Consider the following 24354-nt stretch of genomic DNA (forward strand, 5'->3'; position numbering starts at 1 on the left):
ATGGACGCCATCTGGCTGTTGCCGGCGCTGCCGCTGCTCGGCGCTGTCGTGCTGCTCGTCGGAGGCCGGCGAACCGATCGATGGGGACACGCGCTCGGAACCGTCATGGCCGCGGTGTCCTTCGGATTCGCCGTGGTCCTCTTCGTCGACATGCTGGGCCGGGCTGCAGACGACAGGGCCGTGACCACCACGCTGTTCAGCTGGGTTCCCGTCGAACAGTTGCAGGTGGACTTCGGCTTTCGCCTGGATCAACTGTCCATGTGCTTCGTACTTCTGATCACCGGTGTCGGCACGCTCATTCACGTCTACTCCATCGGGTACATGGCGGAGGACCCGGACCGGCGACGGTTCTTCGCGTACCTGAACCTCTTTCTCGCCGCGATGCTCCTCCTGGTGACAGCCGACAATTTCCTCGGACTGTACGTCGGCTGGGAAGGTGTGGGTCTGGCGTCCTACCTGCTGATCGGGTTCTGGCAGTACAAACCGTCGGCGGCGACGGCGGCGAAGAAGGCCTTCGTCGTCAACCGTGTCGGAGACATCGGACTGATGGTCGCGTTGATGATCATGTTCGCGAACTTCGGAAGCGTCTCGTTCACGGACGTCTTCTCCGGTACCGAGACTGCGTCCAGCGGAACACTCACCGCACTGGGCTTCGTTCTGCTCCTCGCAGCGTGTGGAAAGTCGGCCCAGGTGCCGCTGCAGTCGTGGCTCGGTGACGCCATGGAAGGCCCGACGCCGGTGTCGGCGTTGATCCACGCGGCGACGATGGTGACCGCCGGGGTGTATCTGATCGTCCGATCCGGACCCGTCTTCGAAGCAGCCCCCGCCGCGCAGACCGCGGTGATCGTCGTCGGTGCCGTGACACTGCTGTTCGGGGCCGTCATCGGTTGCGCGAAGGACGACATCAAGAAAGCGCTGGCCGCGTCGACGATGAGCCAGATCGGCTACATGGTTCTCGCTGCCGGCCTCGGTCCGTCCGGCTACGCATTCGCGATCATGCTGCTTCTCGCCCACGGATTCTTCAAGGCCGGACTCTTTCTCGGTGCCGGTTCGGTGATGCACGGCATGAACGACGAAGTGAACATGCGCAAGTTCGGCGGCTTGAGAACCGTCATGCCCGTCACGTTCGTCACCTTCGGTCTGGGTTACCTCGCGATCATCGGTGTTCCCCCGTTCTCGGGTTTCTTCGCCAAGGACAAGATCATCGAAGTCGCGTTCGGTGCCGGTGGAGTACAGGGCGCCGTGCTCGGAATCGTCACGCTCCTCGGTGCAGGCCTGACCGCGTTCTACATGACCCGAGTCATGGTGATGACCTTCTTCGGCCAGAAGCGCTGGGAGCCCGGCGCGCACCCACACGAGTCGCCGTCGACCATGACCGTGCCGATGATCGTTCTGGCGGTGGGTTCGGTTGCGGCTGGGGCCCTGTTCACCGTCGGTGGCGCGCTGACGCACTGGCTGGAACCGGTCGTCGGCGAGGCCCAGGAAGCGCACGTCGTACCCGCGTGGCTGGTGACCGTGATGGCACTGACGGTCGTGGCCGTCGGCGTCGGGCTCGCGTATCGCCGCTACGCGAGAACTCCCGTACCGCCGATCGCGCCGACACCCGTCACCGCGCTGACGGCTGCCGCACGAGTCGACCTGTACGGAGACGCCGTCAACGAAGCGTTTCTGATGCGACCGGGTCTGAAGCTGGCCGAGGCCGCGCAGCGTTTCGACGACGTCGCCGTCGAGGGCGGAACCCGCACTCTTGCGGGCGGGCTGACGTCGCTGTCCGCTCGCATTCGTGGCACGCAGACCGGGTACGTGCGCTCGTACGCTCTGACGATGCTGGCCGGTACGGCGGTAGTCCTCGCGATGATGGTGGCGGTGATGGTGTGGTGACTACTCTTCCGTGGCTGACCGTGTTGTGGCTGCTTCCGGTGGCAGGTGCTGTCCTGACCCTGATTTTGCCTCGTACGAGGCCACAGCTCGCGAAGGTGTGCGCGCTCGCGACCTCGCTGCTGACTCTGGCGGTCGCAGTGGTGTTGTTCGTCGGCTTCGATCCGTCCGGTGACGAATTCCAGTTCGTCGAATCCCACTGGTGGATCGAGTCGTTCGGAGCTCGATACGAGCTGGGAATCGACGGCATCGCTCTGGTGCTCGTCCTGCTGACCACGGTCCTGCTTCCGATCCTGCTGGTAGCCGGATGGAACGACCCGCGCGTCGGGCAGTCCACGCACGTCTATGTCGCATCGATTCTGATCGTCGAGTCGATGGTCCTGATGTCCTTCTGCGCCCTCGACGTGTTGCTGTTCTACGTCTTCTTCGAGGCCATGTTGATCCCGATGTACTTCCTCATCGGAGGATTCGGCGGACCGGGACGCGCCGCCGCGGCCGTGAAATTCCTGTTGTACAACCTCGTCGGCGGTCTGGTGATGCTGGCTGCGGTCATCGGACTGTACGTCGTGGCGGGAACCTTCTCGTTCCGTGAGATCGCCGACACCGCTGCTCTCGGCGACCTCGGCGTCACCCCCGGAGTTCTGAACGCGTTGTTCCTCGGGTTCATGTTCGCTTTCGCCGTCAAGGCACCCCTGTGGCCGTTCCACTCGTGGCTACCCGATGCCGCCGTCGAATCCACCCCTGCCACAGCCGTTCTGATGATGGCCGTCGTGGACAAGGTGGGCACGTTCGCGATGCTTCGGTATTGTTTGCAACTCTTCCCCGAGTCGTCGTCGTACTTCGCGCCGGTCATCGTCACTCTCGCGGTCGTGGGCATCGTCTACGGCGCCGTACTGGCGATCGCGCAGACCGACGTGATGCGTTTGATCGCGTACACGTCGATCTCGCACTTCGGCTTCATCATTCTGGGAATCTTCGCCATGACCAGCCAAGGCCAGGCCGGTTCCGCGTTGTACATGGTCAATCACGGAATCTCCACGGCAGCACTGTTTCTCGTTGCCGGTTTCCTGGTTTCGCGTCGCGGCACCCGCGTCATCTCGCACTACGGTGGCGTCCAGAAGGTCGCACCGGTGCTGGCCGGCACCTTCCTCGTCGCCGGTCTGGCCACTCTGTCGCTTCCGGGGCTCGCACCGTTCGTCAGCGAATTCCTGGTACTGATCGGCACGTTCGCGAAGTATCACGTCGCTGCCGTCGTGGCATCGATCGCGCTCGTGCTGTCCGCGATCTACATCCTGTGGCTGTACCAACGGGTCATGACGGGACCACGCCGCGCTGAGAACGACGGAATGAAGGATCTCGTACCGCGTGAACTCGCCGTGATGGGCCCGCTCATCGTGCTGCTCGTCGTACTGGGCGTGTACCCGAAGCCCCTGCTGGACATCGTTTCTCCTGCTGTGCAGTCGACAGTGACCACCGTGCAAGGCATCGACAACGTGGCCGAAGTGCCGGAGGGACCCCGATGAACGACTCCGTCCTGACCGCGCCGAGCATCGAGTACAGCGTTCTGTCACCGATGCTGATCGTCTTCGCCGCAGCTGTTCTCGGCGTACTCGTCGAGGCGTTCGCACCGAGTGCCGCCCGTCGCCGCATCCAGACGACCCTCGCCCTGACTGCGACGACGGGGTCGCTGGTAGCGGTCGTCGTCCTGGCCGTGTCCGGCTCCAGCTCACCCGGCACCCGGGCCGTGATGGGCTCGGTCGTGGTCGACGGACCCTCACTGTTCCTCCAGGGCACCCTCCTGCTCGTAGCCGTGCCCTCGTTGCTCATGGTCGGGGAACGCTCACTCGAACGCACCCGGGTGGACTCCTTCGCCCCGCAGGCCTCCACCGTTCCCGGAAGTCTGTCCGAACGCCAGGCAGGCCAGGCAGGCGCGGCGCAGACGGAGGTGTTCCCGCTGACGATGTTCGCGATCGGCGGCCTTCTGCTGTTTCCCGCGTCGAACGATCTGCTCACGATGTTCGTTGCCCTCGAGGTGTTCTCGCTACCGCTGTACCTGATGTGCGGGTTGGCCCGTCGGCGCAGGCTCCTGTCGCAGGAAGCCGCGATGAAGTACTTCTTGCTCGGCGCGTTCTCTTCGGCGTTCTTCCTGTTCGGTACCGCGATGCTGTACGGGTACGCAGGCTCGCTCGAGCTCGGCCCCATCGGTGCTGCCATTGCTCTCGGCGACGGCAACGACGTGCTGGCCGTGCTCGGTACTGCACTCGTCGGTGTCGGCTTACTGTTCAAAGTCGGTGCGATTCCGTTTCATTCGTGGATTCCCGACGTGTATCAGGGTGCACCGACTCCGATCACCGCCTTCATGGCCGCCGCGACGAAGATCGCCGCGTTCGGTGCCATGCTCCGCCTGTTCTACATCGCACTGCCGGACCTGCGCGACGACTGGCGACCGGCGCTGTGGGCCGTCGCGATCGTCACGATGCTGGTGGGCGCTCTGCTCGCGGTCACTCAGACCGACATCAAACGGATGCTCGCGTACTCGTCGATCACCCACACCGGCTTCATTCTCACGGGCGTCGTCGCTCTGGACGCCGACGGGTTGTCCGCGACGATGTTCTATCTGTTCGTCTACGGGTTCAGCACTGTCTCGGCATTCGCCGTCGTCACCGTCGTGCGCGACGGCAACGGCGAGGTGACCGAACTGGCGCGATGGGCCGGCATCGGTCGTCGCTCCCCCGCGATCGCCGCCGTCTTCGCGTTGCTGCTGTTGTCGTTCGCGGGGATCCCGCTGACGGCTGGATTCGTCGGTAAGTTCGCAGTTTTCCAGGCTGCGGCCGGCAGCGGCGCGACCGCCCTCGTCGTCGTCGGGGTGCTCAGTAGTGCCATCGCCGCGATCTTCTACGTCCGCGTCATCGTTCTCATGTTCTTCGCCGAGCCCGTGGCCCCCACGAACGACAGTGACGACGGTGGGAGTCCCACCGTCGTCACTCCGGGTGTCGCAACAGCCGTGGCCATCGGCTTCGGCGTCGTCACGACTGTCGTTTTCGGTGTGTTTCCACAACCGCTGCTGGATCTCGCCGCAGGCGCGGCGGTCTGGTGAGTCCTACGGCGCCTTGACCGCCAGGACCGAGACCGGCGAGGTCAGCAGCAGACGCTGACTGACACTGCCGAGCAGGGCCTTTCCGACCCGGCTGCGCTTCCTTATTCCGATCACCAGACGCGTGACATCGGGAAACACTTCCAACTCGTCGAGAACGGCGGCGACAGGGTCGCGGTCCTCACGCCCCTCACGTTCGACGACGGTGACCTTGCAGTCTTCCGGAAGCACGGAGAGGTCGAGCTTTCCCAGCGTCAGGTTGACCGCGATCAGATCGGTGCCGAGAAGCGCCGCCTCGTCCGCCGCGGCGGACAGCGAATGGATGCCCTCGGGGCTGTCGGTCACTGCAACCAGAACTGACATGAAATTACCTCTCTCGGTGTAGCGAACCTCTAGGAGTATTCCTTGCGGAACCGGTCTTCCAGTTCTTCCAGCGACTGACCGCGTGTCTCGGGGACCTGCGTGTGGATGAACACCAGCGCCAGGAGGCCGAGTACCACGAAGATGAAGAACGTCGGTGCGATCCCGAGGGCATCGACGACAGGCGGGAACAGGAGCGCCACAGCGGCATTCGCGATCCATAGCGCGAAAACACAGACACCGATCGCGAAGCTGCGGATCTTCAGCGGGAAGATCTCCGCCAGCATGAGCCAGACCAGAGGTCCGATGGTGCCCTGCATGCAGAAGACGAACAGCACGACGAAGACCAGGATGAAGTACGCCTTGACCGTGCCGTCGGGAAGCAGCAGTGCAGAGAGTCCGACCAAGAGATGGAACGTGGTGGTCAGAGCGAAACCACCGAGCAGCATCTTGCGACGATCCACCTTGTTCATCAGGTACAGGCCGACGGAGATACCGAGAACGCTGAACAGTCCGTTCAGGATGTTCGCGACGATGGCCGCGTTGGCGGAGAATCCGGCGTCACCGAGCAGCTGGGTACCGTAGTACATCACCGAGTTGATGCCGGTGAACTGCTGGAAGACACCGAGCCCGACGCCGATGTAGATCAGACGACGAATCCAGCGGACGGAAAGGTCGGTTGCACCGCCGGTCTTGGACAGCTTCTCTTCCTCCGCGAGCCGGTGGACCTCAGCCATTTCGGCTTCGGCGCGTTCGGGAGAGCGCACCTGCTTCAGGACCTCGAGTGCCTCGTCGTCGCGACCCTGCAGCACGAGCCAGCGCGGACTCTCGGGCATACGGAGCATTCCGACGAAGAGAACGATCGCGGGTGCAACGGCGACGAGGAGCATGAAGCGCCATACCGAGTCGTGTTCGCCCCAGACGTTGAAGATGATCGCGTTGATGATGAAGGCTGCGAACTGTCCGCTGACGATCATGACTTCGTTGCGGGTCACGACGCTGCCGCGCCGTTCGGCGGGCGAGATCTCGGAGAGGTAGACCGGCACCGTGGCCGACGCACCACCCACGGCCAAGCCGAGGATGAAGCGGAACAGCGCGAGAACCTCCCACGTGGGGGCGAGCACACAGCCGAGCGTTCCCACCATGAACACGATCGCGAGGAGGAGGATGTTGTGGCGACGTCCGAACTTGTCCGAGAGTCGGCCTCCGACGAGAGCGCCGATGGAGGCACCGAAGATCAGAATGCTGACGACGAAGCCCTCGGTGAACGTGCTGAGACCGAGGTCCTCCTTCAGGGGCTCGAGCGCTCCGTTGATCACTCCGGTGTCGTATCCGAAGAGCAATCCGCCGAAGGTCGCGATCACCGCGATGATGCCTAGCCGATGACTGTGTGTTCCTGCTGTGTCCGGTGGGAGAACTGCACCGGTCGATCCGTCACTACGGGTCATCTCGATCCAATCTTGTGTGCGTCCGAAGGAGTGTTCCTGCGACCGCATCCGATTCCTTGTACGTATGTCTTTACATATTTCTAGTCTGCTGAGAACTGGATCACAAGTTCCTCCTTCGAGGCAACTACTCACTGAATCGATCCGACCTGGGCCGACAGTATCGACTTTTGCCTGCGGTTACGCTGCGAATGTGCAACACGAAACGGCGAATTCCGCGCCGCCCACGCGTCGTCCTCGAGGTCGGCGAGTGGCCGCGGCCATCGTTGCCGCCTGCTGCGTACTGATCGGTGCGACGGGCGTCGTCGCCTACTTCACCGACACGCAGAACAGGTACGTAGTGGGGCTGGCGTCGTTCGCGCCGATCCTCATGGCGTTCTCCTTGCTCGGTATCGCCGCTGCCGCGGTGTCCCGACGCTGGATCCTGGCAACGGCATCGACCGCCGTGGCGGTGACGGCGTCGGCGCTGCTCGCACCGGTGTACATCGCAAGCGACCGAGCGGAGGCCGACACATCCGGCCAGGGGCAGGACATCGACGTTCTGCAAGCCAACCTGATGCTCGGGCTGGCCGATGCGGGCAACGTGCTGGACCTCGTCCGGTCACACGACATCGACGTCTTCACCGCACAAGAACTGACGTTCGACGCAGAGAGCGCGCTCGACGCCGCCGGAATCGCCGAGCTGCTGCCGTACCGCTACACCAGGCCGACACCGGGCGGCGGCGGAGGTACCGGCATCTTCAGTCGATTCCCGACCTCCGGAGAGCGCGAGCTCCCGGTGTTCACTCTGTCCAACCTGGCGGTCGATCTGGACGTCGGTACCGACGACCCCGTCCGTGTCTACTCGGTCCATCCGGTACCGCCCTACCCGTCGCCGACCCCACTGTGGGCATCGGAGATGGACATGCTGCGATCCGAGGTGTCGACGGCAACGTCGATGTCCACCGTGATCGTCAGCGGCGACTTCAATTCCACCAGATCTCACAGCAAGTTCAGGCACATCCTCGACGCCGGGTACGAGGACGCAGCGGACACCACGGGTAGCGGCTTGATACCGACGTACCCCACCGACAAGTCGTATCCACCTGTCGTCGGGATCGACCACGTCCTGACCCGTGGCGCACACGCCACCACACTGGAACGAGTGGCGATCGTCGGGTCGGATCATCACGGATTGATCGCCCGGATCCACGCACGATGATCGTGTTCGATCGCCGTTTCCAACCGATCAGTATCGTCGCCTGATTAGATAAACTGTCAACTATCTGCGGGTCGGTCATGTACGGGATGTAGAGGTCCTTGGAATGAGTTCGCTGCACGAGTGGTGGTCGCAACGGACCGACTACGTGTGGAACGTCGCCTACTCGCAGAGCCACCCGATCCTCCGCCAGAGTCGCGTCGCAATCGGATTGTGCTGTTGGTTCTACGGGCTGATCTGTCTGCTCGCGATCGCCACGCCGATCGTCTCCGACCATGTGGACATCGCCGTGATCGGAACGTTCGGGGCCAGTTCGGCAGTCGTCGGCTGCCTGTGGATACGCGGACCCTGGCCGACCTACCGGCACTCCTTGCTCTTCGTGGCGTTCGCCGAGATCGGCGTCGCCAGCGTTTTGTTCAGCATCGACGACAGACCGGTCGCATTGCTGTGTGCAGCATTGTTCGGCGTCATGGGCCAGTACGTCTCCGCGTACCACGACACGACTGTTTTCGTCGCACACCAGGTGTGGGCATTGTGCACCTGCGCCGGTCTGTACGCCCTGGCGATCTCCTACTCCGACGCCGACTTCGCGCAGATGACGGCGTATCTCATCGTTCTCGTCATGGTTCTGGTGTCGTCCCCGATCCTCACTCAGGCGTACCTGACGTTCCTCAAGAGGGATGCCGCCGTCGCACACTTCGACCCGTTGACCGGCCTGCGGAACCGTCGCGGACTCGACTCGGCTGTCGGTGTGATGGCCGACGGAGCAGCGGGCGTCGCGGTCCTCGTCGCAGATCTGGACAACTTCAAGGCGGTCAACGACGGATTCGGTCACAGCTTCGGCGACGATGTTCTGCGCAAGACAGCCCAGGCCATCAACGCGAATTTTCCTCTACCGGCCGTGACCGCTCGCACCGGCGGTGAGGAATTCGTCGTGGTCTCCGCCGGACCGCTGTCGGAGATGTCCCGGGCGGCCGAAGCGCTGCGCAATGCGATTCCGGCCTGCAATTCCGCAGGCGTGACCACCACGAGCATCGGCATCCACTATCGGGAGATCGCGATCCAGGCCGTCCCCGAACTACTCGACGAGTTGCTCGACAGCGCCGACACCGCGATGTACCGAGCCAAGAGCCACGGCGGCAACTCGGTGGAGATCGACGTCTACGACGGAGACATCAGGACCGGTTCCTGATGGCATCATGAGCGAATGAGTTCCAACGATCTCTTCGGAGGCCCACGGAGATTGGCGGCTGTCGTGGCTGTCATCGTCGTCGTCGCACTTCTCGCTCTCGGAGCCACTCTTCTCGTTCGCCATCTCCTCGGACCACCGGAAGGTCCGTCGCCGTACGACACTCCTGCGTCCTCGGAGGTGTCGACTCCGTGACCGAACCGGACCGCGCGCATCGACAGTTCGCGTGGACGGTTCGGTTCGACTGGGGCACCTCGGGCGCATCGGCAATCGCTTCCGGCGCGGACGTTGCCGTCGTCGTCGACGTTCTGTCGTTCACCACCACGTTGACCGTCGCCGCCGATGCCGGTACCGCGGTGGTGCCCTGGGCCGTCGGGCAGGATTCGGCCGCCGAGCACGCCCGCCGCACCGGTGCCGTCATGGCGGTACGGCGGCGCGATGCGGGCCCGGGCGACATCAGCTTGTCCCCGGCCACGTTCCGATCGGGGACGCCGCCACACCGGCTCGTGCTGCCGTCGCCGAACGGGTCGACGATATCCGCGCAGCTGGCTTCGGAAGTACCGGTGTGTACCGGGGTCTCGCTTCGCAACGCACCGGCTGCGGCGCAGTGGATCGCCGCGACCACCGATACCGACGCCGTCGTTGCGGTGATCGCCGCCGGAGAACACTGGCCGAACGGTGCCCTGCGACCGAGCGTCGAGGACCTGTGGGGAGCCGGATTCCTCCTCGCGGAACTGGCCGACAGGCGCCCGGACTGCAGTCTGTCGCCGGAGGCAGAGATGGCCCGCGACGCGTGGAAGGCCGTGTCCGGTCGGCTCCCCCACGCTCTGGCCGAATCGGCGTCAGGACGCGAACTGATCGACTCGGGGTACGAGATCGACGTCACGATCGCTGCGGAAGTCGGCTCCTCGCGATCCGTGCCCGTACTGACGTCAGGAATGTTCGTCGACGCGGCATCGCACGACGACGCTGTGTGACCGGCGCAACATTTCACTGTCCCGCCCGAGCCCCGGAACTGCGAAAACGTCGACGACGTGCGGACACGAGGCTGTCCGTTATTTGGTCTTTGATACCCGATCACGGATCATACGAGCGTGAGCATTCCGAACGTCGCCCCGAAGACGACCGTTGTCGTACCCACGTACAACGAACGCGAGAACCTCCCGAAGCTCGTCGAGCTTCTCGCCGGTCTGGAACTCGAGAACCTTCATGTGCTCGTGGTCGACGACAACTCCCCCGACGGCACGGGCAAGCTCGCCGACGAACTCGCCGAGACAGGGCCTTTGCCGGTGACGGTTCTGCACCGCACCGAGAAGAACGGGCTCGGCCGGGCGTACGTGGCCGGCATGAGCCGCGCACTCGACGACGGTGCGGACATCGTCGTCCAGATGGACGCGGACCTGTCCCACCCCGCCGACGTCATCCCCACGATGGTGCGCACGCTCACGACGACGGACGCAGCCGTTGTACTGGGTTCGCGCTACGTCCCTGGCGGCGCCGTGGCCAGCGATTGGCCCTGGCATCGGAAGGCACTGTCTGCATGGGCCAACTTCTACGTCAACGCGATTCTTCGGTTGAAGGTCAAGGACGCGACCGCGGGCTTCAAAGCCTGGCACGCTGCGACGCTGCGGGCGATCGACGTGAAGTCGGTCGAGAGCAACGGCTATGCGTTCCAGGTGGAGATGAACCACCGCACCGTCCGACGCGGCTTGAAAATCGCCGAGGTCCCCATTCGCTTCGAGGAACGCAACGACGGCGAATCCAAGATGAGCCTCGCCGTGCAGCTCGAATCCGCAGCCGTACCGTGGAAGTTGCTCTTCGGAGTCAGGCGGCCTTGACCTTCACCGCGTAGGTGTCGACGTACTCCTGGCCCGAGAGCTCCATCAGCGAGTACATCACCTCGTCCGTCGCGGACCGCACGACGGCGTGGTTGCCCGCGTGCTCTCGGTATCGAGCGAAGTCGATGGGCGCGCCGAACTTCACGACGATCTTCGCCGGTCGCCACATCCGGCTGCCGACCGGATTGAATTTCTCGGTACCGAACATGACCACGGGAACGACGGGCGCCCCGGATTCCAGCGCAACTCTCGCCATTCCTGTCTTCCCCTTGTACAGCCTGCCGTCCGGAGACCTCGTCCCTTCGGGGTAGATGGCCCATATTCCGTTGTCGGCAAGTATTTTTCGTGCTGCAGCCAGGGCTGGATCGCCCGCCCCTGCACCGGAGCGGTCGACGGGGACCTGACCTGCACTCGTGTAGAACCAGCACAGCACCCGACCCTTGAGGCCCGATCCCGAGAAGTACTCGCTCTTGGCGATGAAACGGATTCTCCGCCTGACGACCAACACCAGGAAGAACGAGTCGACCACCGTCAGGTGGTTACCCGCAAGAATGACGGGGCCGGACTGCGGCAGATGCTCCATGCCCTCGATGCGTGGTCTCCCCAGCAATCGCAGAACAGGGCCGATCAGAACGTACTTGAACATCCAGTACCACATGGGCGGTGCACTCCCTCGAGTCTGCCGAAAACAACGAGTCGTGGACATCGTCTCCGTCCATAGTAGACACTGTCTACTATGGACGGGCACGAAACGCCCGCCGCGCGTTTGATCGACGCGGCGGAGACGCTGTTGGAGACCGAAGGAATTTCAGGGGTGACGGTCAGATCCGTCGCACGGGCCGCGGGACTGTCGCACGGTGCACCACGGCGCTACTTCCCGACCCTCGCAGCTCTGCACGCCGCCGTAGCGCAGCGGGGCCTGCACGACCTCCGCCGGAGAATCGAACTCGAAGTAGGCGCGAACACCGACCCCGCGCGGCGGTTGAAGGCCGCGGCCCTCGCCTATGTGCGCTACGCCGTCGAACGACCCGCCATGTTCGCACTCGTGTTCCGTCACGACGTTCTCGCGAACTCGGGAATGCATCTTCGCGGAACGTCGTTGCCGCTGTTCGCGTTCGTCACCGACCTCGTCGAACCGTTGGCAGGCACCGACGCTCACGTCCGAGCAGTACAGGTCTGGACGGCGGTCCACGGAATCGCTGCGCTGAGCTCGACGACCGCACTGTCGGTGGTCACCGAGGTCGACTCGACCGCTCTGGTGAATGCAGCGGTCGAGTCGATCGTCGACGCACGCCGAAGCGACGCCATCCGAGCCGACGAGAATCAGCCGGCTATGGATTTCACCGACGCGGGCAGCTGACGGACGCTCGTGTACGGGCCGACCACCGCAGCACCGAAAGGCCGGGACAACAGGACCCGAGCCACGTCGCGCACCTCGCTCACGGTCACCTGATCGATCCGGGCCAGGGTCTCCGAGATGTCCCGATGATTGCCGTAATTGAGCTCGCTGCGGCCTATCCGGTTCATCCGTGACCCCGAATCCTCCAGCCCGAGGACGAGTCCGCCGCGCAACGAGCCCTTCGCTCGCGCGCACTCCTCCTCGGTGATGCCGTCGGAGGCGACCTGTGCGAGAACCTCACGCACCACCGTCGTCACCTCGGCGAGGTTCTCGGGCTGACACCCGGCGTACACCGAGAAGGCCCCGGAATCGGAGAAGGTGTCCACCGACGAGTAGACCGAATAGGCCAGCCCGCGCTCTTCACGGATCTCCTGGAACAGGCGCGACGAGAGCCCGCCTCCCACATCCGCATTGAGTACGGACAGCGCCCACCGGTGTCCCTCGTGCCTACCGAACGCGCGCACACCGAGCGACAGATGAGCCTGTTCGCTGTCTCGTCGTTCGAAACGAAGTTCGGGACGATGACGAAGTCTCGCCAGACCGTCGCGCCGGGGAGCAGGCTTGACGCCCTTGTGCAGATGACCCGCGAATGCGCGTTTGACCAACGCCACCGCCTGGCGGTGATCGACGTTGCCCGCCACCGCCACGACCATCCGCTCCGGTGTGTACCGACGCGTGTGGAAGGAACGCAGCTGAGCGCGCGTCATGTCCTCGATGGATTCCACGGTCCCGATGACGGGCCGGCCCAGCGGATGATCACCGAACATCGCCTCGATGAACAGATCACCGAGGAGATCCTCCGGATCGTCGTCGCGCATCGAGATCTCCTCGAGAACGACCTGACGCTCGACGTCGACATCACTTGCACGACAACGCCCGCGGAGGACGACATCACTGACGAGGTCGATTGCCAAACCGAGATCGTCGTCGAGGACGTGAGCGTAGAAGCACGTGCTCTCTTTCGAGGTGAACGCGTTCAGTTCACCGCCGACCCCGTCCATGACCTGAGCGATCTGCAACGCGCTCCGCGTCGGCGTCGACTTGAACAGCAGATGCTCCAGGAAATGAGCGGCACCGGCCACCGACGGACCCTCGTCCCGCGAACCCACGCCCACCCATACACCGACCGACGCCGACCGAACTCCCGGCACGAACTCGGTGACCACACGAAGACCACCGGGCAGCGTGGTGCGTTCGACACCCAGGTTCTGCCCGGCGGGATCCGAAACGGCAGAACGGTACGTCCCGTAGGAACGTACCGTTCTGCCCTGTTGCTTCTTACTCAGCGTTTGCCTCGGCAGGTGCGTCGGCCGGAGCCGAATCGGACGAGCCTGCAGCAGCTGCTCCCTCTTCCTCGACGGGAACGAGGCTGATCTTGCCGCGGTTGTCGATATCGGCGATCTCCACACGAAGCTTCGATCCGACGCTCACGACGTCCTCGACCTTGTTGATGCGCTTGCCGCCGCCGAGCTTCGAGATGTGCACCAAGCCGTCGCGGCCGGGAAGCAGCGAAACGAATGCACCGAAAGCCGTTGTCTTGACGACGGTTCCGAGGAAGCGCTCGCCGACCTTCGGCAACTGCGGATTGGCGATGGCGTTGATCTTGTCGATCGCGGCCTGAGCGGACGGACCGTCCGCTGCACCGACGTAGACGGTGCCGTCATCTTCGATCGAGATGTTGGCGCCGGTCTCCTCGGTGATGGAGTTGATCATCTTGCCCTTGGGTCCGATGACCTCGCCGATCTTGTCGACGGGAACCTTGATGGCCGTGACACGAGGTGCGTACGGGCTCATCTCGTCCGGCGCGTCGATGGCCTCGGCCATGACCTCGAGGATCGTGGTGCGTGCGTCCTTCGCCTGCGACAGCGCGCCTGCCAGAACCTTCGACGGGATTCCGTCGAGCTTGGTGTCCAGCTGAAGTGCCGTGACGAAGTCCTTGGTACCAGCGACCTTGAAGTCCATGTCGCCGAAGGCATCTTCGGCGCCGAGGATGTCGGTCAATGCAACGTAACGGGTTTCGCCGTCGACCTCGTCGGACACCAGGCCCATGGCGATGCCCGCGACGGGAGCGCGCAGCGGCACACCGGCATTGAGCAAGGACAGCGTCGACGCGCAGACCGAACCCATCGAGGTCGAGCCGTTGGAGCTCAGCGCCTCGGAGACCTGGCGGATGGCGTACGGGAACTCGGCCTGGCTCGGCAGAACCGGCAACAGCGCGCGCTCGGCGAGCGCACCGTGGCCGATTTCGCGACGCTTCGGCGATCCGACGCGACCGGTCTCACCGGTCGAGTACGGCGGGAAGTTGTAATGGTGCATGTAGCGCTTGGACGTCTCGGGTCCGAGCGAGTCGACCTGCTGCGCCATCTTGACCATGTCGAGTGTCGTGACACCGAGGATCTGCGTCTCGCCGCGCTCGAACAGCGCCGAGCCGTGGGTACGCGGAATGATCGCGACCTCGGCGGACAGCGAACGAATGTCGGTGACGCCACGGCCGTCGATACGGAAGTGGTCGGTCAGGATGCGCTGACGCACCGACTTCTTGGTCAGCGCGCGGAACGCGGCACCGATTTCCTTCTCACGACCCTCGAACGAGTCGGAGACCTGCTCGAGTACCTGAGCCTTGACCTCGTCGAGCTTGTTCTCGCGCTCGGCCTTGCCTGCGATCGTCAGTGCCTCGCTCAACGGGATCTGAGCTGCATTGGCGACGGCGTCGTAGACGTCGGACTGGTACGGCGGGAACAGGGGGAAGTCACCGGTCGGCTTGGAGGCCTTGGCGGCGAGCTCCTGCTGTGCGGTACACAGCGCAGCAATGAACGGCTTCGAGGCTTCGAGCCCCTCGGCCACGATGGATTCGTTCGGTGCCTGTGCACCGCCCTCGATGAGCTCGATGACGTTCTCGGTGGCCTCGGCCTCGACCATCATGATCGCGACGTCGGCGTCGGCGCCGGAGCCCGAGACGATGCGTCCCGCGACGACCATGTTGAAGACGGCCTTCTCGAGCTGCTCGACCGTCGGGAACGCGACCCACTGCTTGTCGATGAGCGCGACACGCACACCACCGATGGGGCCGGAGAACGGCAGGCCTGCGATCTGCGTGGACGCGGACGCCGCGTTGATGGCCACGACGTCGTAGAGATCGGCCGGGTTGAGGCTCAGGACGGTGATGACTACCTGGATCTCGTTGCGGAGACCGTCGACGAACGTCGGGCGCAGCGGCCGGTCGATGAGGCGGCAGGTGAGGATGGCGTCGGTGGAGGGGCGACCCTCACGACGGAAGAACGATCCGGGGATGCGTCCGGCGGCGTACATCCGCTCTTCGACGTCGACCGTCAGCGGGAAGAAGTCGAACCCTTCGCGCGGGCTCTTGCCTGCCGACGTGGCGGACAGCAGCATGGTGTCCTCGTCGAGGTAGGCAGCGACGGCGCCGGATGCCTGCTGGGCGAGGCGACCGGTCTCGAACCGGATGCTGCGCTTGCCGTAGGTGCCGTTGTCGATGACGGCAGTTGCTTCGTAGACGCCTTCTTCGACGTCCAGGTTGGTGGTGTCTGTCATTCTCTTCTTCTCGTCCTCTCGTCTTTGCCGTGCGCGCACCGACGAACCACTGGCCCCGCTGCCATGTGCAGGCAGGGCTGCGGTCGCTGTTGCTCGGGGGCGGCCATCGATCGAAGCCCTGGGGACGAGAGCTTCGTCCGCCAAGGCCACTACCGAAGACCGACACCCTGGGTGCATCGGGCGATCACGGCGATGTGCGAACACCCATGTGTTCGCTTGTCTTGCTGGCGTGCCAAACACAGATAGCCAACGAGGAACAGTCTAAGCACTGCCTCGTTGGCTACTGCATATTTCGAAGACGGCCCACTTTCGCGGGCGCGTCGGCGCCGATGTTATCGACGCAGTCCCAGACGCTCGATGAGCGAACGGTACCGGGTGACATCCACCTTCGCGATGTACTTCAGCAGGCGACGACGACGTCCCACCAGCAGCAGCAGGCCGCGGCGGGAGTGGTGGTCGTGCTTGTGCTTCTTCAGGTGCTCGGTGAGGTCGGTGATGCGCTTGGTGAGCATCGCGACCTGCGCCTCGGGCGAACCGGTGTCGGTCGGGTGCAAGCCGTACTCGCCGAGAACGGCCTTCTTCTGTTCGGTGGTCAATGCCACTGGTACTACTCCTGATCACTGACGTCCGCGGGAAAGGAAAGCGGCGCAGCCACCACGGACCGCAGCATGCACCGAGAAGGCAGCCTACCAGGAGAGGCAGCCGGTCACGAAAGTCGGTCGGTCAGGGCGGCGCGGGCCTTCTCCGCGTCCCGACCCATCTCCTCGATCAAGTCGTCGATCGATTCGAACTTCTCCATTCCGCGAATCCGCTCGACGAAATCGACCGCGACGTGCTGTCCGTAGAGGTCACCGTCACTGTCCAACACGAACGCCTCGACCGTCCGGGTCCGACCCGAGAACGTCGGGTTGGTGCCGACGGACACGGCAGCACGGTGACGTTCACCCGGAGTCACGGTGCCGATGACCGGGCCGGGACCGAGCACGGTGAACCACGCCGCATAGACGCCGTCCGCCGGGATGGCCGAATACATCGGCGGCGCGACGTTCGCCGTCGGATATCCCAGTTGGCGTCCGCGACCGTCACCGTGCACGACGACGCCCTCGACGCGGTGAGGACGCCCCAACGCCGCAGCAGCCGCGGACACGTCACCCGCGTCGACACACGAACGGATGTACGTGGACGAAAAGGTGACCGCATGCTCGGCCAGAAGATTGACGCCGTCGACGGCGAAACCGGATCGGTCGCCGACCTTGCGCAGCAACTCGACGTTGCCGAGCGCCTTCTTGCCGTAGGTGAAGTTCTCCCCCACCACGACCTCGGCGACATGCAACCGCTCCACCAGAATCTCGTGGACGTAGCGCTCCGGCGTCAGCTTCATCAGTTCGGGAGTGAACGGCATCACACAGAACACGTCGATGCCCAATTCTTCCGCCAGCTCGGCCCGACGCGTGAGCGTCGTCAGCTGCGCCGGATGCGTTCCGGGCCGCACCACTTCCATCGGGTGCGGATCGAAAGTCATGAGCACACTGGGTATTCCACGCTCCTCGGCCGACGTCACCGCACGGCTGATCAACTGGGCGTGACCACGGTGGACGCCGTCGAATACGCCGATCGTGAGAACACAACGACCCCAGTCGGCAGGTACATCGTCGAGACCTCGCCATCTCTGCACGAGGAGAAGCCTACGGCCCGCGTCGGCGTGGGTCACTTCCGGATGGACATGTCGCGGCGAACAGCAGTGGACAAACCTGCAAACACTCTGCCAAGATTTCGGCGTGCCGAACTTATTTCTTCGACGCATCGCAGCCGTCCTGCTCGGCGTTGCGATTCTGGCGGGCTGCGCCCGCTCCGTAGGCGACGACGAACCGATCATCGCCGACGACGGGCGCCCGCTCGTCCTCACGACGTTCACGGTGCTTGCAGACATGGCACGCAATGTCGCCGGGGACCACCTGCGCGTCGAGTCGATCACCAAGGCCGGCGCCGAGATCCACGGATACGAGCCGACGCCGGGAGATCTGCGGACGGCAGAGGGAGCCGAGCTCATTCTCGACAACGGCCTGGGACTCGAATCGTGGTTCGAGAAGTTCGTCGAACGAGTTCCCGCACCGCACGCTGTCGTCAGCGCTGGTGTCGAGCCCGTGTTCATCCGTGACGACGCGTACGCCGGGAAGACCAACCCACACGCCTGGATGTCTCCCGTCGTCGCCGAGACCTACGTGGACAACATCGCCGCGGCGTTCGTGCGCCTCGATCCGGCCAACGAGTCGGACTACCGCGCCAATGCCGAGAGCTACAAGCTCGAATTGCGCGCTGTCGGCGACGAGCTGAAGCGCGATCTCGATCGGCTGCCCGCCGAGCAACGTGCCCTCGTGTCGTGCGAGGGTGCGTTCAGCTATCTCGCCCGGGACTTCGACCTGCAGGAGGCCTACCTCTGGCCGGTCAACGCCGAGCAGGAAGGCACGCCGAAGCAGGTGGTGTCCGCGATCCGGTTCGTCGAGGACAACGACGTACCCGCGGTGTTCTGCGAGTCGACCGTGTCCGACAAGGCACAGCTGCAGGTAGCCGAGGACACCGGAGCACGCTTCGGCGGCAAACTGTTCGTCGACTCGCTCAGTGATCAGGACGGTCCCGTACCCACCTACCTCGACCTTCTCGCATACGACGCTCGCACCATCACCGACGCACTACTCGGAAAGCCGGAATGACCACCATGACACCAGCACTGGACATCGTCGGAGTCTCCGTCGCCTACCGTGAGGTGACCGCACTGAGCGACGCCTCCCTCACCCTCGAATCCGGCCGCGTCTGCGGCCTCGTGGGCATGAACGGATCCGGCAAGTCGACCCTGTTCAAAGCGATTATGGGCGTCGTGCGACCGAACACCGGATCCATTCGAATCCATGGAGGGGCGCCCGCCGCCGCCCGCAAGAACGGGACGGTCAGTTATGTCCCGCAGAGTGAGTCGGTGGACTGGACGTTCCCCGTCAGCGTCCGAGACGTGGTGATGATGGGTCGCTACGGGAAGCAGAATTGGATGCGCTCACCACGTGCACGGGATCACGACGCCGTCGACGCCGCCCTGGACCGAGTGAACCTCACCGACCTCGCGGATCGCCAGATCGGCCGACTGTCGGGCGGCCAGCGCAAACGAGCGTTCGTGGCGCGAGCCATCGCCCAGGAGGCGTCACTCCTGCTGCTCGACGAACCGTTCGCAGGGGTGGACAAGCGCACCGAGGCCACCATCACTCGGTTGCTGAAGGAAATCGCGGCGGCCGGCTCGACGATCCTCGTCTCGACGCACGACCTGCACGCTCTCCCGGATCTGTGCGACGAGGCCGTCCTGCTTCAACAGCGGGTCCTGATGCACGGAGATCCCCGAGAGGTTCTGAAACCGGACAACCTGGCATTGGCCTTCGGCGTCTCGACCACATCGGAAGCGAGCTGACCATGGTTCTCGTCGACATCATCGTCGAACCTCTGCAGTACACCTTCATTCAGCGTGCGCTGCTCGTGACGGTCGTCGCATCGATCGTGTGCGCGGTGTTGAGCTGCTGGCTCGTGCTGATCGGATGGTCGCTCATGGGCGACGCCGTCTCGCACGCCGTCCTTCCCGGCGTGGCGCTGTCCTATCTACTCGGCGCACCGTTCGCGATCGGCGCACTGCTGTTCGCACTGATCGCCGTCGGAGCGATCGGCGTCGTCCGCAACACCACCTTGGTGAAGGAGGACGCCGCGATCGGGGTGGTGTTCACCACTCTGTTCGCGCTCGGTGTCGTGTTGATCTCGAAGTTTCCGAGCCAGATCGACCTCAATCACATTCTGTTCGGCAACCTCCTCGGAGTGTCACGCGGCGACATGTGGCAGGTGATCGTGCTCGGCGGTCTCGCGTTCGGCGTGATGGTCGCCAAGCGCCGGGACTTCACGCTGTTCGCGTTCGACCGCACGCAGGCTCAGGCCGTCGGCATCTCCCCGACCGTGCTCTCGGGTCTGATGTTGACGCTGCTCGCCCTCACCACCGTCGTCGCGCTTCAGGCCGTCGGAGTGATCCTCGTGGTCGCCATGCTCATCACGCCAGGCGCCACCGCGTACCTGCTGACCGATCGCTTCGGGCGGATGCTCGTGCTCGCGCCGACCATCGGCGTCGGCTGCGCCGTGGTGGGCATCTACGTCAGCTTCTACCTCGACGTGTCGTCAGGCGGCATGGTTGTGCTGGCACAGGGACTGGTGTTCCTGCTCGCGTACCTGTTCAGCCCGAGCCAGGGTCTGGTGACTCGCGCGGTGCGCAGGCGCACGGAGGTCGCGGCGTGAACGCGCCGGAGGCAACGTGTCATTTCCGAGTGGATTGCCTAAGCTCGCTTTCGTGGCGGAAAGAACCGGTGAACCTATCGCGGCCGAAAACGTGCAACTGTCGGCCGTTGCACAGGACTACCTGAAGGTCATCTGGACAGCCAGCGAGTGGAGCGAGGACTCGGTCAGCACCAAGATGTTGTCGGAGCGCATCGGAGTGTCCGCATCCACGGTGTCCGAGGCAATCCGCAAGCTGGCCGACCAGGGCATGGTCGACCACGCGCGCTACGGCGCGATCTCGCTGACCGAACGCGGACGCACCGCGGCGATCGCGATGGTGCGTCGTCACCGCCTGATCGAGACCTTCCTCGTTCGCGAACTCGGTTACGGATGGGACGAGGTGCACGACGAAGCCGAGATCCTCGAGCACGCGGTCTCGGATCTCATGATGGCGCGGATCGACGCCAAACTCGGCTTCCCCGAACGCGATCCGCACGGCGACCCGATCCCGTCCGTCGACGGCGACATCGCCTCACCGGAAGCAACGCGCCTGAGCGACTACGTGGACGGGCAGTGTGGCCGCGTTGCCCGCATCTCGGATTCCGATCCGGCGATGCTTCGCTACTTCGACTCCGTCGGTATCACCCTCGACCTGTCGATCACCGTCGTCGAGCGCCGTGACTTCGCCGGAACGGTCGCCATCGAACTCGGCAAGACCGAGAGCGCAGGCCCGATCGACCTCGGCCAACGGGCCGCCGAGGCGATCTGGATGATCCCCGCCTGACGACGGTGCCCTACAGGCCGCGCAGTGTCGCCGGCCTCACGACCATCACCGAACTTGCACGCTTGCCCTTCTCCTGCAACAGGGCGATGGTGTGACCGGTCGGATCGATCGCCGCATACACCCCCGACAGACCGATCGGATCGAGCCACCGCCCCTGGCTGATCGACTCTGCTTCCTCCGCACTGATCTCACGGTGCGGAAAGGCCGTCCTCGCGGCCTCGTCGATATCCAGGCTGACCGACGGTGATTCGGCAAGGTCCTCCAGCGTGCGCGCATGTTCGAGAGTGAAGGGACCGACTCTCGTGCGGCGCAGCACCGTCAGGTGGCCACCCACCCCCAGCGCGTCGCCGAGATCACGCGCCAGAGCACGCACGTAAGTTCCGGACGAACAGTCGACCTCCACGTCGAGATCGACGAAACCGCCGTCCGGCACGTCCTGTCGGCCCACGACATCGAACCTCGTCACCGTCACTCGCCGTGACGGAATCGTGAAGTCCTCGCCGGCCCGCACCAACTTGTGCGCGCGCTGACCGTCCACCTTGATGGCGCTGACACTGGACGGGACCTGATCGATCTCACCGGTCAACACGGCCACGTGCCGAGCGACCGCCTCGTCCGTCACTGCCGACGCGTCGACGTCGAGGACGGTGTCCCCTTCGGCGTCATCGGTGGTCGTGGTACGCCCGAGCCGGATGGTCGCGGTGTACGCCTTGGTCGTCAACGCCAGCAGACCGAGCATCTTCGTCGCCCGTTCGATTCCCAACACGAGCACCCCCGTGGCCATCGGGTCCAAGGTCCCCGCATGCCCGACCTTGCGGGTGTTCAGCAACTTTCGGCACGACGCGACCACGTCGTGGCTCGTCACCCCGGCTTCTTTGTCGACGATCAACAACCCGGCGCCGACGAGGCCGGACGACAACTTCCCACGTGCAGACACGGGAGTTCATTCTGCCAGGAGGCAGGTCAGGTCACTGCAATCGCCGTGACGATCAGTCCGTCGGAGACGAGCCATCTACCGTCGAACGAGCTCAGCGGGGGTCCACTGATCGTGGTGCCCGGCACCAGAAGGGTCGAGTGGAACGTTCCGGACAGATCGGTTCCCGTACCCGTTCGCTCGAACGTGATGTGGGCGTCCTCGAATCCGAGCCATCTGCCCGTCAGCGGCTCCCACGCCTTGTAGGTGGCTTCCTTGGCGCAGAACAGAAGCCGATCCCAGTGAAGACTGGAATCCGCCCCCGACAGCCACTCACGTTCCTTGTCCAGGCTCACGGCATCGAGAACCCCGTCGGGTAGAGGGCCGTGAGGTTCGGCGTCGATACCCACCGAGCGGATCTGCAGGGCGTGCGCCAGGACGGCACCTCGATACCCGTCGCAATGCGTCAGCGAGCCGACGACACCCTTGGGCCATTGCGGCGCACCGGACTTGCCGCGCAGGATCGGAGCCGGCTCGACACCGAGCTTGTCCATCGCAACGCGGGCGCAGTGACGGGCCGACGTGAATTCACGCTTGCGTTTGTCCACCGCCTTCGCCACGAGCGGCGCCTCGAGCGGATGCGGTTGCAGCCCGGGCGGATCTTCGAAGAGTTCTGCAGCGACGACACCGTTCGGCAGGATCGACTCGATCACTTGTTCGCCCTCATCTTCTCTACTTCCGCCTCCATTTCGGGAGTCACCGTGAAGTGACCGCCCCATTTGTTCAGCGTGCCCTCGGGGTACTCGGGAACCGGGAGAATCTGACGCAGCACGTTCGACGGCAGACCACGTCGCTGCCACTCTCGCGGGTAGCCGACGGACACCTCCTCGAACCGCACCCCGTCGTAATATGTCGTCCGCGGAATGTGCAGATGCCCGTAGACCGAGCAGATCGCGTTGTAACGGGTGTGCCAATCCGCGGTCAGCGTCGAGCCGCACCACAAAGCGAACTCCGGATAGAACAGAACGTCGGTCGGCTGCCGAACCATCGGGAAGTGATTGATCAAAACCGTGGGAACGGAAGTGTCGAGCGCGTCGAGTCGTGCACGAGTGCTGTCGATTCGAGCCCGGCACCAAGCGTCCCTGGTGGCGTACGGCTGGGGCGAGAGAAGGAATTCGTCCGTTGCGACGACGTTCTTGTCCCGCGCGATCTTCAGTCCGTGCTCCTTGTCGATCGCACCTCGCGGCAGAAACGAGTAGTCGTAGAGGAGGAACATCGGTACCAACGTCGCCGGTCCCCCTTCGCCCTCCCAGACTGGGTACGGATCCTCCGGTGTCACGACGCCGATCTCGCGACACAGGTTCACCAGGTACTCGTAGCGTGCAACGCCGTGGATCTGAACCGGATCCTTCGCCGTGGTCCACAACTCGTGATTTCCCGGCACCCAGATCACCTCGGCGAACCTGCTGCGCAGCAGTTCCAGCGCCCATCTGATGTCGTCCGTCTTCTCGGAGACGTCACCGGCGACGATGAGCCAATCCTCGGGAGACTCGGGATGAATGTCCTCGGTGACCGGCCGATTACCGCGGTGGCCGACGTGGATGTCGCTGACTGCCCAGAGCTTGGCTGTCACAGGCCAGAAGTCCTTCCGATCACGGTGTGGTTGCGTCCTCGATGCAGAACCAACGCGTGGTTGACCCCTGCCATTCCTGATTGTCCCCTGCCACTACCGGCGACGCGCGCTCGACCCACGGCGTCGGCCGGATGCGAGAATCGGACACATGGGAAACAAGAGCGCGCTCCGGGCGGGTCTGATTCTGTCGGTCATGGCCGCGTTCCTCGCCGGAATCGCCTCCGACAACTTCGTGACCGGGTTCGCGATCACCGCGGTCGTCTGCATCGTCGCGTTGCTCGCGGCTCACTTCGCCGCGCAGAGGGTGATCTCCCGACGAAACCGATGATCGACGCAGTGGATCCGCATCTGCTGGTCTAAAGTCTCACTCATGCCGCAATCACGGATTCGGGTACGCGACGCCGCCGCCCTGCTCGGCGTGAGCGACGACACGGTGCGCCGATGGATCGACAGCGGAGCCCTACCCGCAGGCAAGGACGAGGCGGGCCGCAAGGTCGTCGACGGCGCCGTGCTCGCCACGTTCGCCCGAGACCACGCGTCGCCGCCGCCGGACCCGACGGGCACCGAGAGTTCGGCGCGGAACCGGTTGGTCGGACTCGTCACCAAGGTCACCTCGGACACCGTGATGAGCGAAGTCGAAATGCAGTGCGGACCGTTCACCGTCGTCTCGCTGATGAGCACGGAATCGGTACGCACACTGGGGCTCGAACCGGGGAAGATCTCCGTCGCCGTCGTGAAAGCAACCACCGTCATCGTCGAAGCGCCCTGAACAGGCCAT

General features: G+C 64.3%; 25 protein-coding genes. 15 read left to right on the forward strand and 10 right to left on the reverse strand.

Annotated elements, in window-relative coordinates; genetic code table 11:
- From nuoL to nuoN, 3 genes are read left to right on the forward strand one after another with little or no spacing between them, the layout of a single operon-like run.
- Positions 1 to 1881, forward strand: coding sequence for an NADH-quinone oxidoreductase subunit L (gene nuoL / locus CH292_RS24140; RefSeq protein WP_037181424.1), 1881 nt, complete (start codon positions 1 to 3; stop codon positions 1879 to 1881).
- A complete protein-coding gene (locus tag CH292_RS24145; RefSeq protein ID WP_019664162.1) occupies positions 1875 to 3401 on the forward strand; it encodes an NADH-quinone oxidoreductase subunit M in 1527 nt (508 codons plus the stop codon). Before nuoL ends, CH292_RS24145 begins: the two co-directional genes overlap by 7 nt.
- Entirely contained in the window at positions 3398 to 4975 is a 1578-nt protein-coding gene (nuoN, locus tag CH292_RS24150; RefSeq protein ID WP_037181427.1) for an NADH-quinone oxidoreductase subunit NuoN, read from the forward strand. Before CH292_RS24145 ends, nuoN begins: the two co-directional genes overlap by 4 nt.
- A gap of 3 nt (positions 4976 to 4978) precedes the next feature.
- Here nuoN and CH292_RS24155 read toward each other — a convergent pair whose 3' ends face one another.
- Both CH292_RS24155 and CH292_RS24160 read right to left on the reverse strand, forming a co-directional pair.
- Positions 4979 to 5335 carry a universal stress protein gene (locus CH292_RS24155; protein ID WP_019664164.1) on the reverse strand — a complete coding sequence of 119 codons (357 nt, stop codon included), beginning with the start codon at positions 5333 to 5335 and terminating at the stop codon, positions 4979 to 4981.
- A 29-nt stretch (positions 5336 to 5364) separates the two neighbouring features.
- The gene (locus tag CH292_RS24160; protein ID WP_094655902.1) at positions 5365 to 6828 is read right to left on the reverse strand and encodes a sugar porter family MFS transporter; all 1464 of its coding nucleotides are present in this window, start codon (positions 6826 to 6828) and stop codon (positions 5365 to 5367) included.
- A 199-nt stretch (positions 6829 to 7027) separates the two neighbouring features.
- On the opposite strand from CH292_RS24160, the gene CH292_RS24165 reads away from it, so the two are divergent.
- The 5 genes from CH292_RS24165 (at position 7028) to CH292_RS24180 (ending at position 11002) form a co-directional block, all read left to right on the forward strand.
- Positions 7028 to 7978, forward strand: a complete 951-nt coding sequence (locus tag CH292_RS24165; RefSeq protein ID WP_094655903.1) for an endonuclease/exonuclease/phosphatase family protein — start codon at positions 7028 to 7030, stop codon at positions 7976 to 7978.
- Between the two features lie 103 nt (positions 7979 to 8081).
- The gene (locus CH292_RS24170) at positions 8082 to 9167 is read left to right on the forward strand and encodes a GGDEF domain-containing protein (protein WP_019664167.1); all 1086 of its coding nucleotides are present in this window, start codon (positions 8082 to 8084) and stop codon (positions 9165 to 9167) included.
- 15 nt (positions 9168 to 9182) lie between these two features.
- Positions 9183 to 9359, forward strand: a complete 177-nt coding sequence (locus CH292_RS29005; protein WP_019664168.1) for a hypothetical protein — start codon at positions 9183 to 9185, stop codon at positions 9357 to 9359.
- A complete protein-coding gene (locus tag CH292_RS24175; RefSeq protein WP_094655904.1) occupies positions 9356 to 10141 on the forward strand; it encodes a 2-phosphosulfolactate phosphatase in 786 nt (261 codons plus the stop codon). The genes CH292_RS29005 and CH292_RS24175 overlap by 4 nt, the downstream gene beginning before the upstream one ends.
- Positions 10142 to 10264: 123 nt before the next feature.
- Complete coding sequence (locus CH292_RS24180) at positions 10265 to 11002, forward strand: polyprenol monophosphomannose synthase (RefSeq protein WP_026347621.1); 738 nt, start codon at positions 10265 to 10267, stop codon at positions 11000 to 11002.
- Here the strand turns inward: CH292_RS24180 and CH292_RS24185 are convergent.
- On the reverse strand, positions 10989 to 11660 hold the full coding sequence (locus CH292_RS24185; protein ID WP_037162921.1) for a 1-acyl-sn-glycerol-3-phosphate acyltransferase: 672 nt from the start codon (positions 11658 to 11660) through the stop codon (positions 10989 to 10991). The genes CH292_RS24180 and CH292_RS24185 overlap by 14 nt on opposite strands.
- Positions 11661 to 11738: 78 nt before the next feature.
- On the opposite strand from CH292_RS24185, the gene CH292_RS24190 reads away from it, so the two are divergent.
- Positions 11739 to 12362: a TetR/AcrR family transcriptional regulator gene (locus CH292_RS24190; RefSeq protein WP_020110251.1), complete on the forward strand. Its 624-nt coding sequence runs from the start codon at positions 11739 to 11741 to the stop codon at positions 12360 to 12362.
- Here the strand turns inward: CH292_RS24190 and CH292_RS24195 are convergent.
- From CH292_RS24195 to CH292_RS24210, 4 genes are all read right to left on the reverse strand, one after another.
- Positions 12326 to 13606: a pitrilysin family protein gene (locus CH292_RS24195; RefSeq protein WP_256978559.1), complete on the reverse strand. Its 1281-nt coding sequence runs from the start codon at positions 13604 to 13606 to the stop codon at positions 12326 to 12328. The two genes, CH292_RS24190 and CH292_RS24195, sit on opposite strands and share 37 nt — an antisense overlap.
- Before the next feature lie 73 nt (positions 13607 to 13679).
- On the reverse strand, positions 13680 to 15953 hold the full coding sequence (locus tag CH292_RS24200) for a polyribonucleotide nucleotidyltransferase (RefSeq protein WP_020110252.1): 2274 nt from the start codon (positions 15951 to 15953) through the stop codon (positions 13680 to 13682).
- 332 nt (positions 15954 to 16285) lie between these two features.
- On the reverse strand, positions 16286 to 16555 hold the full coding sequence (gene rpsO / locus CH292_RS24205) for a 30S ribosomal protein S15 (RefSeq protein WP_020110253.1): 270 nt from the start codon (positions 16553 to 16555) through the stop codon (positions 16286 to 16288).
- 104 nt (positions 16556 to 16659) lie between these two features.
- A complete protein-coding gene (locus CH292_RS24210; protein WP_026347622.1) occupies positions 16660 to 17628 on the reverse strand; it encodes a bifunctional riboflavin kinase/FAD synthetase in 969 nt (322 codons plus the stop codon).
- Positions 17629 to 17731: 103 nt separating this feature from the next.
- Between CH292_RS24210 and CH292_RS24215 the strand changes: the two genes are divergently transcribed.
- The 4 genes from CH292_RS24215 to CH292_RS24230 are packed head-to-tail and all read left to right on the forward strand — an operon-like array spanning position 17732 to position 21030.
- The gene (locus CH292_RS24215) at positions 17732 to 18664 is read left to right on the forward strand and encodes a metal ABC transporter substrate-binding protein (protein WP_019664177.1); all 933 of its coding nucleotides are present in this window, start codon (positions 17732 to 17734) and stop codon (positions 18662 to 18664) included.
- Positions 18661 to 19404 (forward strand): metal ABC transporter ATP-binding protein, encoded by a 744-nt coding sequence (locus CH292_RS24220; RefSeq protein WP_019664178.1) that lies wholly within the window; start codon positions 18661 to 18663, stop codon positions 19402 to 19404. Before CH292_RS24215 ends, CH292_RS24220 begins: the two co-directional genes overlap by 4 nt.
- A gap of 2 nt (positions 19405 to 19406) precedes the next feature.
- Positions 19407 to 20267: a metal ABC transporter permease gene (locus CH292_RS24225; protein WP_019664179.1), complete on the forward strand. Its 861-nt coding sequence runs from the start codon at positions 19407 to 19409 to the stop codon at positions 20265 to 20267.
- Positions 20268 to 20319: 52 nt separating this feature from the next.
- Positions 20320 to 21030, forward strand: a complete 711-nt coding sequence (locus CH292_RS24230; RefSeq protein WP_019664180.1) for a metal-dependent transcriptional regulator — start codon at positions 20320 to 20322, stop codon at positions 21028 to 21030.
- A gap of 10 nt (positions 21031 to 21040) precedes the next feature.
- On the opposite strand, the gene truB is transcribed toward CH292_RS24230, so the two are convergent.
- From truB to CH292_RS24245, 3 genes are read right to left on the reverse strand one after another with little or no spacing between them, the layout of a single operon-like run.
- Positions 21041 to 21967, reverse strand: a complete 927-nt coding sequence (gene truB / locus CH292_RS24235; protein ID WP_033189606.1) for a tRNA pseudouridine(55) synthase TruB — start codon at positions 21965 to 21967, stop codon at positions 21041 to 21043.
- Between the two features lie 26 nt (positions 21968 to 21993).
- Positions 21994 to 22656 (reverse strand): 4'-phosphopantetheinyl transferase Npt, encoded by a 663-nt coding sequence (npt, locus tag CH292_RS24240; protein WP_019664182.1) that lies wholly within the window; start codon positions 22654 to 22656, stop codon positions 21994 to 21996.
- On the reverse strand, positions 22653 to 23576 hold the full coding sequence (locus CH292_RS24245) for a metallophosphoesterase (protein WP_019664183.1): 924 nt from the start codon (positions 23574 to 23576) through the stop codon (positions 22653 to 22655). The genes npt and CH292_RS24245 overlap by 4 nt, the downstream gene beginning before the upstream one ends.
- Positions 23577 to 23724: 148 nt before the next feature.
- On the opposite strand from CH292_RS24245, the gene CH292_RS24250 reads away from it, so the two are divergent.
- Positions 23725 to 23904: a hypothetical protein gene (locus tag CH292_RS24250; RefSeq protein ID WP_020110256.1), complete on the forward strand. Its 180-nt coding sequence runs from the start codon at positions 23725 to 23727 to the stop codon at positions 23902 to 23904.
- Positions 23905 to 23946: 42 nt separating this feature from the next.
- Entirely contained in the window at positions 23947 to 24345 is a 399-nt protein-coding gene (locus CH292_RS24255) for a molybdopterin-binding protein (RefSeq protein WP_020110257.1), read from the forward strand.
- Positions 24346 to 24354: the final 9 nt, after the last annotated feature.

The sequence above is a fragment of the Rhodococcus sp. 14-2470-1a genome, assembly GCF_002259425.1.
Lineage (GTDB): Bacteria > Actinomycetota > Actinomycetes > Mycobacteriales > Mycobacteriaceae > Rhodococcoides > Rhodococcoides fascians_E.